Consider the following 14,191-nt stretch of genomic DNA (forward strand, 5'->3'; position numbering starts at 1 on the left):
CCCAGTCTGCGGGCTTCTTGGAGCCCTCCGGCGCGCGCCGAAGCGCGCACGTCCTCGCGGCTAAAATAGTACCAATCGCGTACAACGTTCAGCAAGCCGAAAGGAAGACAAGACCCGTGAAGCTCGTTACCTTCAAGACGCGCGACGGCGCGCCCCGCACCGGCCTCGTTCGCAACGACGGCGAGGTGATCGACTTCGCCGCGCTCGCCACGCCGCCTTTCGACGTCACCGACATGGTCTCGCTCGTCGCTGCCGGCGAGCGCGCGCTTGCCTGGATACGCGGCGCCGCGAGCGCGGCGCGTGGGACGCTGCAGCTGTCGGAGGTGACGCTGCTCGCGCCGATCCCGCGGCCGCGCAAGAACGTCTTCTGCGTCGGCTGGAACTATCTCGAGCACTTCAGGGAAGGCGAAAAGATCCGGCCTCACGTCGCCGAGATGCCCACGCACCCGACGTTCTTCTCCAAGACGCCGACGACGGTCATCGGGCCGTACGACGCCGTACCGTACGATCCGAAGATCACCGACAAGCTCGACTGGGAGGCGGAGCTGGGAGTAATTATCGGCCCCGGCGGCGTGAACATTAGCGAGGCCGACGCCATGAAGCACGTCTTCGGCTACACCGTCATCAACGACGTCTCCGGCCGCGACATCCAGCGCCGGCACGGCCAGCAGTGGTTCAAGGGCAAGAGCCTCGACGGCACCTGTCCGATGGGCCCGTGGATCGTCACCGCGGACGAAGTGCCGAATCCCGACAGCCTCGCCATCGGCTGCAAGGTCAACGGCGCGGTCAAGCAGGAATCGAACACGAGCTACATGTACTTCAAGATCCCGCGCATCATCGCCGAGCTCTCGCACGGCATGACGCTGGAGCCGGGCGACGTGATCTCGACCGGCACGCCGGCGGGCGTGGGCCACGCGCGCACCCCGCCGGAGTTCATGAAAGCCGGCGACGTGCTCGAGACCGAAGTCGCAGGGATCGGCGTGCTTCGTAACCGCATCGCGCGGTTGTGAAAATCCGGGTCAGAGTCAGATTAACGTCGGTAATGTGACTCTGACCCGGATTTCGGGAGGTCAGGCTTTGTCGGACTTGAGGATCTCCATCCCCGCCTGAAGGGCCTTTTCGATCCGCGCTTTTTCCTTGGCGATCCTGGCGTCGTCCCAGTCCCAGAAGCCTTTCTTGGTCTTCATGCCGAGCTGCTTCTTGTCCATCAGCTCTTTCACGATGGGCGGCGGGGCGTCGTTCTTGTAGAGGTGCGGGTAGAGCGCGGTGCCGACGAGGTAGTTGGTGTCCCAGCCCGACATCTCTTTCTGCATGACCGGGCCGCAGGCGATGAAGCGAAAGCCGAAGCCGTAGCGCACCGCGACGTCCACGCCTTCGGCATCGACGATACCGTCCTGGATGAGCCACAGCGCTTCGCGCATCATCGCGTGCTGGATGCGGTTGCCGACGAAGCCCGGCACGTCTTTCTTCACCCAGATCGGCGCCTTGCCGAGCTTTTTCATGAGCTCGACCGTCTGCTGGGCGATGTTCGGATCGGTCGCGTCGGAGCTCACGATCTCGACCAGCGGCACCAGGTGCGCCGGCATGAAGAAGTGCAGCCCCAGCATGCGCTTGCGGTTCTTCAGGTTCTTGCCGACTTCGCCGATCGGGAAGTTGGAGGTGTTGGTCGCGAGCACCACGTCGTCGCCGGCGAGCGCTTCGACGTCGGCGAAGATCTTCTGCTTGAGCGCGAGATCCTCGGTGGCCGCTTCGACGACGAAGCTCACGCCGCTCCAGTCGATGTCCGAGAGCTTCTCGCAGGTCTTCACGTTGTTTGCGGCCGCTGCGGCTGCGCCGAGCTTTTGCAGACCCGCGGTCGTGCGCGCAGGCAACGCGTCGCGCGTCTTCTGCGAAGGACTCATCACCTGCACGCTCCAACCCGCGGCAGCGAAGATCGTACCGATGTCGCCGCCCATGATGCCGCCGCCGATGATGACTACGTTGGAACGTTCCTGTGCCATATCCCGATGCTCCGCGTTATGATCGACCGCATTATAGAGGGGCGCGCGCGCCCCGCCGGGGGGAATCCGTGACGTCCAAGCTGCTGTGCGCGCTCGCCGTGGTCCTCGCCGTGTCGTCCGCTCCGACCGTACACGCGCAGTGCGCGAAAGGCGCCGAGCACACGCAGGCCGACGCGGTGAAGAGCCGCTATCCCGATCCGGCGCATCGCTTCGACACGCCCGCGTTCGTCGCGGGCAAGACCGGCTTCACGTCGTACGCCGAGATGAACGCGTACCTCCAGCGCCTCGCCCGCGGCTCGCGCAACCTCTTCGTGCGCACCGCGGGCCAGTCGCAGGAAGGCCGCACGATTCCGGCGCTCGTGCTCACCAGCGCGGGGCGTTTCACCGGATCCGACCTGAGGACGCTGCAGCGGCCGGTCGTCTTCCTCGTCGGACAGCTCCACGGCAACGAGCCGGCGGGTGGAGAGGCGATGCTGGCGCTGGCGAAAGAGCTCGCGGCGGGTGAGCTCCGGCCGCTGCTCGACCGCATCAGCGTGGTCATCATGCCGCGCGGCAATCCCGACGGCGCCGAGTATTTCTGGCGCGGCACGGCGAGCTGCGTCGACGTCAACCGCGATCACCTCAAGGTCGACCTGCCCGAGACGTATGCGATCCGCCGCATGACGTACGAGTACACGCCCGACGTCTTCGTCGACGCGCACGAGTTCAGCGTCGCCACGCGCTGGGTGGAGAAGTTCGACGCGGTGCAGTCGTACGATTTCACGTTCGCCTACGCGACGCACCCCAACGTCGAGAAAGGCCTGAACGATCTCGCCGAGCGCGTCTTCAGCCGCGGCATCGCGCGCGACGTCGAGAAAGCGGGCTACAGCCACTTCTGGTACTTCACGACCGGGTACGACCTCAAGGACAAGCGCGTGAACGGCGGCGGCACCGCGCCCGATATCGGCCGCAATTACGCGGGATTGCAGGGGGCCCTGTCGTTCCTCGTCGAGACGCGCGGCGTGGGCATCGGCCGCGACAGCTACGCGCGCCGGGTGCACACCCATTACGTCGTGCTGAAGAGCCTGTTGCAGAGCGCGGCGGACAACGCCGAAGAACTCCGCCGTGTGGTGCGCGACGCGCGCGCCGAGACGATCCGCAAAGGCAAGTCGCCTTCGGCGGAAGACCGCGTCGCCGTGACGCTGAAAGCGCCGAGCCGTCGCGAGACGCTGACGATGCTCGACCCCAGGAGCGGCGAGCCCAAGGCGGTCGAGGTCGATTGGCTGGACCCGCGCGAAGCGCAGGCCGCGCTCACGCGCACGCGGCCTTATGCCTACCTGCTGCTGCCTTCGCACGCCGAGGTCGCGCGCAGGCTGACGATGTCGGGCGTGGAAGGGCGCAGGCTCGACAAGCCGACCGAGCTCGAAGTGGAAAGCTACGAAGTGACCGAGCGGCGCGCCGGCAGCGTGTTCATCGAAGGCCACATCCGCAGCGCGGTGACGACCGAGGTGAAGCTGAAGAAGCGGCTGTTCCCCGCGGGGACGTTCGTCTACGCGATGGCGCAGCCGGCGGCGAACCTTTTGATCGCCGCGCTGGAGCCGGAATCGCCGTCGAGCTTCGTCGCGCTGGGGATGATACCCACCGACCGGCGCGGGCTCGCCAACCCTCAGGAAGCCGCGCCGTCGGAGGTGCCGGTGTTCAGGTTGCTGCGGCCTCTACGTGGGTTGAGTACCGAGCCGCCGCTGGACTGAGCGCTGTCATCGCGCGGAGCCGCAAGGCGACGACGCGATCTCGTGGCGCACGCTGACGGACGCTCCGGGATTGCTTCGTCGCTGACGCTCCTCGCAATGACGGTTCTTCAGCTCTTGCTCGCGCTGAATTTTCCGCCGCCGGCGACCGAGCCCTCGATCTTGTCGCCGTGCACCCGCCCGCTGTATTCCCTGCCGTCGAGCGAGAACGTGATCGCGTCGCCGCGCAGCCTGGGGTTGAGGAGGTTGGCGACCTTGCCGTCGACTTTCGCGCCGCCGCCGACTTTCTGGTACTGCTGGGTCAGGGTGATCTCGCCTTTCGCGGCGCCGTCGAGCTTCCATGTTCCCGCGACTTTCGCCGGGACGATCCACAGGTAGGCGGTGCGGCCTTCCGACGAATCGACCTGATCGGGTTCCCAGTCGTCCATCGTGAACGCGTGCGACACGACGCGCGTGCCGGGCTTCATGTTGAGGAGGGTCGGGCGCAGCTTCACGTTCAGCGACGGCAGGAGGTACATCGTGATGACCGTCGCCTTGCTGAAGTCGGTCGCGAAGATGTCGGCCTTCATGAAGTGCGCCTTGCCGCTCACGCCTTCCTTGTCGGCGTTGCGCTTGGCGAGCTCGACCATGTCGGGGTTGTACTCGATGCCGAGCGCGTTGGCGCCGAACTTCTTCGCCGCGGTGATGACCGTGCGGCCGTCGCCCGAGCCCAGGTCGATGACGTAATCGGTCGACTTCACCTGCGCCATCGTCAGCATGCGGTCGACGAGGCTCTGCGGCGTCGGCACCCAGATGACGTCCTTGCCTTCCTGGCCGACCTGGGGCGTGAACTCCTGCTTGGCGGCTTCCCCCTTGGCGGCGGGCTTCGCGGTCTGCGCGAGCGCGACGTTCGTCGCTACGCCTAAGGACAGCAACGTGATTGCGACGACCGAGGCCGCGCGCGAGAGCGTTTGCATACCCCTTCTCCTGTACGTTTTTAGGTGCGCCGCGAGCGCGGCGTGCGAGGCGATTATGCCTCAACGCCGCGCGCGGCGACCCGGTGTACAGGTCAGTCCGGCTTCGCCCCCGACTGCTTCACCACCGGCGCCCAGCGAGCGATCTCGCTGCGGATGAACCTGCCGAACTCGTCCGGCGAGTTGCCGACGGGCTCGGCGGCTTCGCTGGAGAGCTGTTGCTTCGCCTCGGGGCTGTGCAGCGCCTTGACGACCGCGGCGTTGAGCCGGGTGACGTAGGCCTTGGGCACCGCGGCGGGCGCGAGGATGCCGTACCACTGCGTCGCCTCGTAGCCTTTGACCGTCTCGCCGATGGTCGGCAGATCGGGGAACATCGGCAGGCGCTTCGCTGTGGCGACCGCGATCGGGCGCAGCCGTCCGGCCTTCACCTGTCCCAGCTGCGGCGGCACGCCGGTGATCATCATCGAGATGTTGCCGGCGATGAGGTCGGTGACCGCGGGGGCGGTGCCCTTGTACGGGATGTGCACGATGTCGGTCTTGCTCATCAGCTTGAAGTACTCGGTCGCGAGGTGCGCGGCCGAGCCGTTGCCGCCCGAGCCGTAGTTGAGCGCGCCCGGCTTCGCCTGCGCCAGCGCGATGACTTCCTTGACGGTCTTCGCCGGCACCTTGGGGTTCACGGTCATCATGTTCGGGATCATCGCGACCAGCGTGATCGGCTGGAAATCCTTCAGCGGGTCGTACGGGAGCCTGGAATACAGCGCCGGGTTCACCGCGAGGGTGCCGATGTGCCCCATCACCAGCGTGTAGCCGTCCGGCGCCGAGCGCGCGGCGATCTCCATGCCGATCGTCCCGCCCGCACCCGGACGGTTGTCGATGATGCACTGCTGCCCGAACACGTCGGTGATCTGCTTCGCCACCAGCCGCGCGAGGATGTCGGTGCTGCCGCCCGGCGTGAAGGGCACGACGAGACGGATCGGCTTGCTGGGATAGTTGTCCTGCGTTGCCGCGTGCGCGGCGCCGGCCGCCGCGAGCGCGACGGCGAGAGAGACTGCTTTGACCTTCATACCTCGACCTCTACTTCATGATGCGGCCGTCCTTCGTGACACCGTCGGCGACCATGGATTGAATGGCCTCCTCCGTCAGACCCGCTTCGCGCAGGATCTCGACGCTGTGCTGCCCGATCTTCGGTGCCGGGCTGAAATCGCTGCGCGCGCCGCGCGACAGCTTGTTGGGCAGGGCCATGTTGACGATGGTCCCTTCGGTGGGATGCTCCACCTTCTGATAGAAGCCGACCTCCGCGAGGTGCGGATCCTCGAGCAGCGTATCGAGCGTGTGATACGGCATCGCCGGCACGTCGCACTCGTCGAAGATCGCGAGCCATTCGGCCGTCGTCTTCGTCCTGAGCGCTTCGCCGCGGATGCGGAAATACTCGCCGACGTTCGAAAAGCGCGACGCGATGCTGTCGAAGCGCGGATCGGTCTTGAGCTCCGGGCGCCCGATCGCGTCGAAGAACGCGAACGCCTGCGCGTTGGTGTTGGCGGAGATGCAGATGAACCCGTCGCTGGTCTGCATCGGCTTCGCCTGCGGATCGAGCAGGCGCGGATCGCCGGTGTTGCCGGCCGGCGGATCGAAGGTCTTCATGTACATGTGCTCGGACATGACGAACGCCGCCATGTTCTCGAACATCGGGATCTCGATCGACTGGCCTTCGCCGGTGCGCTCGCGGTGGAACAGCGCCATCAGCATCATCTGCACCGCGATGAGACCCACGGTCTTGTCGGCCATCACCATCGGCAGGTAACGCGGCTCGCCCGCCGCGCGGTGATACAGCGCCGCCACGCCCGCGGAACCCTGGATGATCGAATCGTACGCGGGCTTTTTGCGATAGCGCCCGCCCTGCCCGAAGCCGAACATGCCGCAGTAGATGATCTTCGGGTTCACCGCTTTCACGTCGTCGTACGAGAGCTTCATGCGCGCCATCGAATCGGGGCGCACGTTCCAGACCAGCACGTCGGCGAGTCTGACGAGCTTCATCAGCGCGTCGTAACCCGCGGGCTTCTTCAGATCGAGCACCACCGAGCGCTTGTTGCGGTTGAGGTGCAGGAACTTCGGGCCCATGCCGGGCGTCTTGCCGAGGCCGCCGATGGTGCGGCCGAGATCGCCCGACGGGCTCTCGACCTTGATCACGTCGGCGCCGTGATCGGCGAGGATTTGCGTGGCGAGCGGACCGACGACCACCGAGGTGAGATCGACGATGCGCACGCCTGCTAAAGGACCACCAGCCATCTAAAACCTCAAAGTCAAAATGGATCCCGGCTGCTCCGGGATGACGCGCCGCTGCGCGTCACGCGAACTCCGCTTCCGCGGTCAGCGCGACCGCGTCGGCGTCGTCGACCACCCACAGCTTCGCGGTCTTACCGTCCGCGCTCGGCTCGCCGCACACGGTGAACTGGCGATTGACGAACAGCGGACGCACGTTGCGCGAGGCGATGTGCTTGAGCGGGCTCTTCGCGTTCGCGCGTATGAGCTCGTAGACGAGGAGCGTGGTGAGGCCGCCGTTCATCACCAGATCGGGATAGCCCTCGGTCTTGGTGACGTACGGGTGGTCGTAGTGAATGCGGTGGCCGTTGAACGTCAGCGCCGAGTAGCGGAACAGCAGCACCGGATCGGGCGTGACCTTCTGCTGCCACACCGCCTTGCCTTCGGCGCGCTGCGGCGCGGGCCTGGGCGCGTTGGGATCGGGCTCTTCGCGATAGACGATGTCCTGCTCTTCGGTGATCGCGAGGCCGCGCGAGGTGATCATGTCGGTCTTCACCGTCACGAACACCATCCGGCCGCTGCGCCCGGTCTTGGGCGTGACGCTCGCGATCGTCGACTCGCGTTTCACTTCGTCGCCGATGAGCAGCGGCGCGTGCATCGTCGTGCGCTTGCCGGCGAACATGCGGCGCGGCAGCGGCACCGGCGGCAGGAAATCGCCGCGCTCGGGATGCCCGTCGGCGCCGATCTGCGACTGGCGCACGACGCGCGGGAACAGGATCGACTGCCAGCCGTTCGGCAGCGGGTCGCCGGCCTTCGGCATCGGGTAATCGAGGTCGAGCGTCGCGGCGAGGCGGTGCACCGTCGGAATCGTCACGTAGTCGACGTCGGTCTCTTTCTGGCCGACCCAGGTCTTGAGCTTTTCCAAATCAGCGGTCATGGCGGTATGGGGAGCGGTGGGGTTTCGAACGTGCGCGCCGCGGGTAGAGCAGCGTGCGGCGCGCAGGGAGAGGGCGAATTCTAGCAAAAGCGCGCTTTGCGTCGTCCTGGCGAACGCCAGGACCCATTTTGACGTTGAGGCTGATGAGGTCCCGGATAGCTCCCGCTATCGCGGTTCCGGGACGACGATCAGTCGGCCTTGGCGCCCGACTCGCGCACCGCCTTGCCCCACTTGGCGATCTCGGATTTGATGAACGCGCCGAACTCCGCGCGCGTGCCGGGCACCGGCGTGAAGGCGAGCGCGTTCAGGCGCTCGGTGACGTCGGGCTGCTTCACCACGCGCACGATCTCGGCGTTGAGCTTGTCGAGGATTCCCGGCGGCGTTTTGGCGGGCGCGACGATCCCGATCCAGCCGACGGCCTCGAAGCCGGGATAGCCCGCTTCGGCGATCGTCGGCACCTCGGGCATGAGCGGCGAGCGCTTGAGCGTCGCGATGCCGAGGCCGCGCAGGCGGTTCGACTTCACCAGCGGCAGCGTCGCCGGAATCGCGTCGAACATGATGCCGACCTGCCCGGTCATCACGTCGCCGTGCGCGGCGGGGCTGCCTTTGTAGGGAATGTGGTTCAACTGGATGCCCGCGGCCGAGCGGAACATCTCCATCGTGAGATGGCTGGTCGAGCCGCTGCCGAGCGACGCGAAGGCGACCGCGCCCGGTTTCGCTTTCGCGGCGGCGACGAGCTCCCGGGTGGTCTTCCAGGGAGTGTTCGGCCCGGTGACCAGCGTCTGCGGCGTCAGCGCGATGTTGGTGATCGGCGCGAAGTCGCGCAGCGCGTCGTACGGAAGTTTGGAATACAGCGTCGGATTGATGCCGAAAGCGCTGGAGACGCCCATCGTCAGGGTGTAGCCGTCGGGCGGGGCTTTGGCGCCGATCTCGGTGCCGACGATCGCGCCCGCGCCGGGGCGATTGTCGACGACGACCTGCTGGCCCCAGCTCTCGGTGAGCTTCTGCGCCACCACGCGCGCGAGGATGTCGGTCGAGGTGCCGGGCTGGAACTGCGCGATGATGCGGATGGGACGGGAGGGATAGCTTTGCGCTGCAGCCGCCGAGGTGACGAGCGCTGCGGTCAGTGCGACGAGTCGTGCTGCGTGACGTGCCATCGGTCGCCTCCTTTAAAGGCGTGTTTTACCGCAGAGGACGCAGAGGCGCGCGGAGGAAAAGCAATGAGGCAGTCGGGTAGTCCGTCATTCCCGCGAAGGCGGGAATCCATTTTGATTTTCCAGAGGCGTTTGCAAAATGGATTTCCGATCACATCCGCTGCCGCGGATCGGGAATGACGACGCTTACGCCTTTCCTCTGCGCGCCTCCGTGCGCCTCCGTGCGCGTCTGCGCGCCTCTGCGTCTAAAAGCGCCCTCGGTCCTTTGTCGCTATTCCACCTTCGCGCCCGACTCTTTCACCGCCTTCGCCCACTTCTGCATCTCGCCCCTGATGAAGGTGCCGAACTCGGCGGGCGTGTTGCCGACGACGTCGACGCCTTCGCGCGCGAGGCGGTCGCGTAACGTGGCGCCGCGCAGCACCTTCACCGTCTCGGCGTTGAGGCGCGACACGACCGTGGCGGGCGTATGCGCGGGCGCGAGGATGCCGAACCACGGCGCGACGTCGAATCCGGTCACGCCCGACTCGGCGATCGTCGGCACGTCGGGCAGCGTGCTGCTGCGCTTCGCGGTGGTGACGCCGACCGCGCGCAGCGTGCCCGACTTGATGTCTCCGATGACGGGCGGGATGCCCGTGAAGAACATCTGCACGCGGCCCGCGACGAGATCGATCTTCGCCGGAGAGCTGCCTTTGTAAGGCACGTGCAGCACCCTGATGCCGGCGCGGGTCCTGAACATCTCGCCGATGAGGTGGGGCGCGCTGCCGCTGCCGCCGGACGCATAGGTGAGCTTGCCGGGCTGCGATTTCGCGAGCGCGATGAGCTCGCGCGTGTTCGCGGCCGGCACTGACGGATGAATCACGAGCACGTACGGCGTGGTCGCGAGCAGCGTGATCGGCGCGAAGTCCTTGAGCGGGTCGTAGCCGAGCTTGCGGTCGAGGCCGGGGCTGATCGCGAGCGTGCCGGTGCCGCCCATCACCATCGTGTAGCCGTCCGCAGGCGATCTCGCCGCGGTCTCGGTGCCGATCGTCCCGCCGGCGCCGGTGCGGTTGTCGACGACCACCTGCTGCCCGAACGCGTCGCCGAGCTCCTTCGCCACGAGCCGCCCCGACATGTCGATCGTGCCGCCGACGGGGTAGGGCATGATGAAGCGGATGGGGCGTTGGGGATACGCGGCGTCCGCGGCATGTGTCGAAGGTGTCATTGCGAGGAGCGCCAGCGACGAAGCAATCGCGTGACGCACGCTAACGCGGTCGCCGGACGCTCCGGGATTGCTTCGGCGCACTGCGCCGCGCAATGACGGTGTCGGTCGATCAACGACTTTCGTAACCACTCAGCATCACCCCTTCGCAAATCGATTTGAACTCTTCGAACGTCAGGTAGTGCCGTCCGTAATTCGTCGCCACCGCCGCACGCGCCCGGAAGAGCACGGTCTGGAACTGCTCTTCGGTCGGGCTGAAATTCCAGTCGCGCATGAGGTTGCGCAGGAGCACCGGATCGTCGGTGTGCGCGCTGCTGCGCTCGCGGCCGAAGAGGATCTTGCCGCCGATCACCGTCTCCAGCTCGCGGCCGACGACGCGCGGCGCGATGCCGATCGTCGCTTCGGCGTTGTCGCTGCCTTCGAGGTGGCCCGCGCCTTCTTCCTTGTTCCAATTCGAGCCGACGATCGGTTTCCACGGCGGAAGCTGGATGCCGTACGCGTCGCGCACGTAGCAGCAGAGGTCGTACAGCTTGTCGAGCTTCATCCCGGTGTCGACGCCGTACATCTCGAACAGCGCCGCCGCTTCCTCGAGCGCGACGCAGCCGCCGCGGTCGCCGATGCCGATCACCGATGCGTCGATCCAGTTCGCGCCCGCTTCGGCCGCCGCGATCGCGTTCGCCGTGGCGATGCCCATGTCGTTGTGGTGCTGCACGTAGACGTCGCACTTCGGCCCTACCGCTTCGCGGATGCGCTTGATGTAGACCCGCGTCGCCAGCGGCGTCGAGTTGCCGCGGCTGTCGACGGTGTAGACGCCGTCGGCGCCCGCGTCGGCCATCGCCTTGTAGAACAGGCATGCGGTCGCGGTGTTCGCTCGCATGCTGTCTTCCATCCACGGCACGACGCGCACGTTCTGGCGCTTCATGTACCGGATGCTCTCGGCGATCGCATCGACGATGCGCTCCTTGGAGAGCTCGCCGGTGAAATCGCCGATCGTGTCTTCGTACGACCACTTGAAGATGGGGCTGATCACTTCGGTGCCGAGGTCGATGTGGCGGTCGATCACGCCTTTCCAGTCGCCCTTCAGCGGCGGGCGCACCCCGGGGCCTTTCGCGACCAGCCGGCTCTTGATCCCGATGCGGCGGCACGCGCGGATGAGATCGCGCTCTTCGGCGAAGGTGACGTGGCTCGGCATGGTGATCTCGCCGACGCCGACCGCGTCGAGGCGCTCGAGCATGCCGAGCCGCGTGTTCCAGTTGAGCTGGTGGCCGACGCAGTCGTCGCCTTCGCTCAAGGTGCAGTCGATGAAGTGAATCCGCGCAGGCATGCCCGCCCTCGCGGCTTTCGCTTCGTCGTCCCAATAGGCCGGATTGACCAGCCACTTGCCCGGTTTATGCCAGGGTCGTTGATTGTCCATAGCTGTATGCCCTCCCCCTCAGGGGAGGGTCAGGGTGGGGGTGGGTTCTACGTGCGTACGATCTCCATGATCTCGCGCACGTCCGCGAGCTCGTCCAGCTTTTCGACCAGCTCGACCACGCGATCCGCCGCTTTGGGCTCGATCACCCGGCGCACGCACGAGTAGTACTTCTTCAACCGCTGCTCGCGCGTGAGCGGCGCGCCGATCCAGCCCGAAAGGCGATCGACGCGCTTGCTGTGACGCGCGCCGTCCTTGAGCGTGACGCTCACGATGACGTGCATGCGGTCGAAATCGTTGGGGATCGCGTCGTCCACTTTCAGCGCGACGCGCGGCAGCAGCGCCTGCACGTCGGCCGCGAAGCGGCGCTCGTTGGTGAACGAGTCGACCGTGACCTCGCCGTCGAGCAGCGCGACCGCGGTCGTGTACTGCACGCTGAACTTGCCGTCGAGGCCGGTCTCGGGGGCGGGCCGGTTGACGTAGTCGAAGCGCGGGAAGATCACCTCGACGCTGTCGATCGCTCGCGGGTCGATGCCGTCTTCCTCGCGCAGCGCGAGCGCGGCGTCGATTCCACGGTGCGTGAAGTAGTTGCTCGGGTGCTTCTTGAAGCCGACGCCGGGATCGACCATGCGCAGCGGGCTCGCGAAGCCCTCGACCAGAAGCGGCGGCTCGGCGCGGCCGCCGAGGAAGGTGTCGAAGAACCCTTTGGGCCCGAACACGTCGGCGCTGGCGGTCCAGCCCATCTTCGCGAGGACGGCGCACTCGACGCCCATGCGCGCCGCGTGGCCCGAGTGCGACGACTTGGTCATCGTGCCGGTGTTGATCGAGATCGAGCCGGCTCGCGAGCCGGCGAGGCCGAGCGCCATCAGCGTCCGGCGCTTGTCGAGATCGAGCGCGCGCGCGACACCCGCGGTCGCCCCGAAGGTGCCGGTCATTCCGGGCTTGTGGAATCCAGAGCCGGTCTCCATGCCCGTCGCCGCGAGCCGTAGCCGTCCCTGCATCTCGAAGGCGACGGCGATCGCCTCGATCACCTTGCGCCCGGACAGCCCTTCGTTCTCGGCCACCGCGAGGATCGCCGGCAGCGTCGGCGACGTCGGATGGTTGAGCGGATACCAAGTGTTGTCGTAATCGAGCGCATGCGCCATCGTGCCGTTCGCGTACGCCGCTTCCTGCATGGACGTCTTGAAACCGCCCGCGATCACGCTCGCCTGCGGCGCGCCGCCCATCGCCTTCACGTACTCGATCGAGATGCGTCCCACGCCCAGCGGCTCGGTCGAGCCCGCGAGCGTGACCGCGAGCCCGTCGAGCGTGACGGCCTTCGCCATGTCGATCGCTTCCTTGGGCAGCGTCTCGTAACGCACGCCCAGGATGGCGTCGACAAGTTGTTCAGTGAGGGTTGTCATGAGTTGCTTAAAAAAATTACCGCAGAGGACGCAGAGGACGCAGAGTAAAACCACGGGTGGTCGGTCCGTCATTCCCGCGCAGGCGGGAATCCATTTTCATCGTTGACGTCAAAATGGATTCCCGATCACTCCCGCTATCGCGGGTCGGGAATGACGTTCTTGCTTTTCCTCCGCGTCCTCTGCGTCCTCTGCGGTTAAATACGCCCTTCTCTAGCCCTTCTAGCCTTTCATGGCCGCCAGCGTCTTCGCCTCGCGCTTCTTGATGGCCTCGTGACGAGCGAGCAGCTTCTGCGCACGCACGATGATCGGGATGTCGATCATCTTGCCGTCGAGCGCGAACGAGCCGCGGCCGCTCGCCGCGGCTTCCTTGTCCAGGTCGATGATCTTCTTCGCGTAGGCGACTTCCTCGGCGTTCGGCGAGTATTCGTCGTTGACGATCGTCACCTGGCCCGGGTGGATGCAGCCGGCGCCGTCGAAGCCGAAGCGTCGCGACTTGCGCACCATCTGACGGAACTTGTCCCAGTCGCCGAAGCCGGCGATCGTCGCGATGAAGCCGAGCGGCATCACGCCGGCGGCGCGCGCGCTGATGACCATGCGCTGCTTGGAATGCAGCAGCACGTCGTCGTCGGGCTGCATCTCGCATTCGAGCGCGAAGTCCTCGCCGCCGATGTTCATGGCGACCACGCGGTTCGACGCGCGCGGGATCTCGTCCATGCGCCCGAACGCGTCGGGCGTCTCGATCATCGTGATGAACCTGGTGTGGCCGACGGTCATGCCGCGCTTCTCTTCGAGCTCCGAGACGAGCTCGTCGAGCAGCTTCACGTGCGACGCGCTGTCGACCTTGGTCACCGCGATGCCGTTGACGTCGGGGCAGATCGAATGCTCGAGGTCGCGCACCGTCATCGAAAGCGGGCGGTTGATGCGCACGATGACGTCGGCGCCGCCGCGCTTGACGCGCGCCGCCGCTTTCTCGACGAGCGTGCGCGCGCGCTCCTTCTCGCCCGCGGGCACGCTGTCCTCGAGGTCGAGCTGGATCGCGTCGGCGCCGCGCGTGTGGGCCTTGTCGACGTATTTCTCGACGTTGACCGGCACGTACATGAGCGAGCGCCAGACGGGAAGATCGGGTTTCATCCTGGGTACTCCTGAAAA

General features: G+C 66.4%; 12 protein-coding genes. 2 read left to right on the forward strand and 10 right to left on the reverse strand.

Features of this window, described 5'->3' with window-relative positions; all coding sequences use genetic code 11:
* Positions 1 to 116: 116 nt before the first annotated feature.
* On the forward strand, positions 117 to 1,010 hold the full coding sequence (locus VHP37_09030; protein HEX2826474.1) for a fumarylacetoacetate hydrolase family protein: 894 nt from the start codon (positions 117 to 119) through the stop codon (positions 1,008 to 1,010).
* A 60-nt stretch (positions 1,011 to 1,070) separates the two neighbouring features.
* Here the strand turns inward: VHP37_09030 and VHP37_09035 are convergent, their stop codons facing one another.
* Positions 1,071 to 2,000, reverse strand: coding sequence for a 3-hydroxyacyl-CoA dehydrogenase NAD-binding domain-containing protein (locus VHP37_09035; protein HEX2826475.1), 930 nt, complete (start codon positions 1,998 to 2,000; stop codon positions 1,071 to 1,073).
* A 68-nt stretch (positions 2,001 to 2,068) separates the two neighbouring features.
* On the opposite strand from VHP37_09035, the gene VHP37_09040 reads away from it, so the two are divergent.
* Positions 2,069 to 3,730, forward strand: coding sequence for a M14 family metallopeptidase (locus VHP37_09040; protein HEX2826476.1), 1,662 nt, complete (start codon positions 2,069 to 2,071; stop codon positions 3,728 to 3,730).
* Between the two features lie 107 nt (positions 3,731 to 3,837).
* Here the strand turns inward: VHP37_09040 and VHP37_09045 are convergent, their stop codons facing one another.
* From VHP37_09045 to VHP37_09085, 9 genes are all read right to left on the reverse strand, one after another.
* Complete coding sequence (locus VHP37_09045) at positions 3,838 to 4,683, reverse strand: class I SAM-dependent methyltransferase (GenBank protein ID HEX2826477.1); 846 nt, start codon at positions 4,681 to 4,683, stop codon at positions 3,838 to 3,840.
* A gap of 92 nt (positions 4,684 to 4,775) precedes the next feature.
* Positions 4,776 to 5,744, reverse strand: a complete 969-nt coding sequence (locus tag VHP37_09050) for a tripartite tricarboxylate transporter substrate binding protein (GenBank protein ID HEX2826478.1) — start codon at positions 5,742 to 5,744, stop codon at positions 4,776 to 4,778.
* Between the two features lie 10 nt (positions 5,745 to 5,754).
* Complete coding sequence (locus VHP37_09055) at positions 5,755 to 6,966, reverse strand: CoA transferase (protein HEX2826479.1); 1,212 nt, start codon at positions 6,964 to 6,966, stop codon at positions 5,755 to 5,757.
* A gap of 58 nt (positions 6,967 to 7,024) precedes the next feature.
* Positions 7,025 to 7,876: a MaoC family dehydratase N-terminal domain-containing protein gene (locus VHP37_09060; GenBank protein HEX2826480.1), complete on the reverse strand. Its 852-nt coding sequence runs from the start codon at positions 7,874 to 7,876 to the stop codon at positions 7,025 to 7,027.
* Between the two features lie 188 nt (positions 7,877 to 8,064).
* A complete protein-coding gene (locus VHP37_09065) occupies positions 8,065 to 9,033 on the reverse strand; it encodes a tripartite tricarboxylate transporter substrate binding protein (protein HEX2826481.1) in 969 nt (322 codons plus the stop codon).
* 268 nt (positions 9,034 to 9,301) lie between these two features.
* On the reverse strand, positions 9,302 to 10,231 hold the full coding sequence (locus VHP37_09070; GenBank protein HEX2826482.1) for a tripartite tricarboxylate transporter substrate binding protein: 930 nt from the start codon (positions 10,229 to 10,231) through the stop codon (positions 9,302 to 9,304).
* A gap of 109 nt (positions 10,232 to 10,340) precedes the next feature.
* Entirely contained in the window at positions 10,341 to 11,642 is a 1,302-nt protein-coding gene (locus VHP37_09075) for a hypothetical protein (protein HEX2826483.1), read from the reverse strand.
* A gap of 47 nt (positions 11,643 to 11,689) precedes the next feature.
* The gene (locus VHP37_09080) at positions 11,690 to 13,042 is read right to left on the reverse strand and encodes an MmgE/PrpD family protein (protein ID HEX2826484.1); all 1,353 of its coding nucleotides are present in this window, start codon (positions 13,040 to 13,042) and stop codon (positions 11,690 to 11,692) included.
* A gap of 219 nt (positions 13,043 to 13,261) precedes the next feature.
* Entirely contained in the window at positions 13,262 to 14,173 is a 912-nt protein-coding gene (locus VHP37_09085; GenBank protein HEX2826485.1) for a CoA ester lyase, read from the reverse strand.
* Between the last annotated feature and the right edge of the window lie 18 nt (positions 14,174 to 14,191).

The sequence above is a fragment of the Burkholderiales bacterium genome (genome assembly GCA_036262035.1).
Classification (GTDB): Bacteria; Pseudomonadota; Gammaproteobacteria; order Burkholderiales; family SG8-41; genus JAQGMV01.

Bases quoted from the DNA above. Each gene is read 5' to 3' on its own strand.
- VHP37_09085 (HEX2826485.1), bottom strand. From the start codon at position 14,173: ATGAAACCCGATCTTCCCGTCTGGCGCTCGCTCATGTACGTGCCGGTC.
- VHP37_09035 (HEX2826475.1), bottom strand. From the start codon at position 2,000: ATGGCACAGGAACGTTCCAACGTAGTCATCATCGGCGGCGGCATCATG.
- VHP37_09060 (HEX2826480.1), bottom strand. From the start codon at position 7,876: ATGACCGCTGATTTGGAAAAGCTCAAGACCTGGGTCGGCCAGAAAGAG.
- VHP37_09065 (HEX2826481.1), bottom strand. From the start codon at position 9,033: ATGGCACGTCACGCAGCACGACTCGTCGCACTGACCGCAGCGCTCGTC.
- VHP37_09080 (HEX2826484.1), bottom strand. From the start codon at position 13,042: ATGACAACCCTCACTGAACAACTTGTCGACGCCATCCTGGGCGTGCGT.
- VHP37_09070 (HEX2826482.1), bottom strand. From the start codon at position 10,231: ATGACACCTTCGACACATGCCGCGGACGCCGCGTATCCCCAACGCCCC.
- VHP37_09075 (HEX2826483.1), bottom strand. From the start codon at position 11,642: ATGGACAATCAACGACCCTGGCATAAACCGGGCAAGTGGCTGGTCAAT.
- VHP37_09050 (HEX2826478.1), bottom strand. From the start codon at position 5,744: ATGAAGGTCAAAGCAGTCTCTCTCGCCGTCGCGCTCGCGGCGGCCGGC.
- VHP37_09045 (HEX2826477.1), bottom strand. From the start codon at position 4,683: ATGCAAACGCTCTCGCGCGCGGCCTCGGTCGTCGCAATCACGTTGCTG.
- VHP37_09055 (HEX2826479.1), bottom strand. From the start codon at position 6,966: ATGGCTGGTGGTCCTTTAGCAGGCGTGCGCATCGTCGATCTCACCTCG.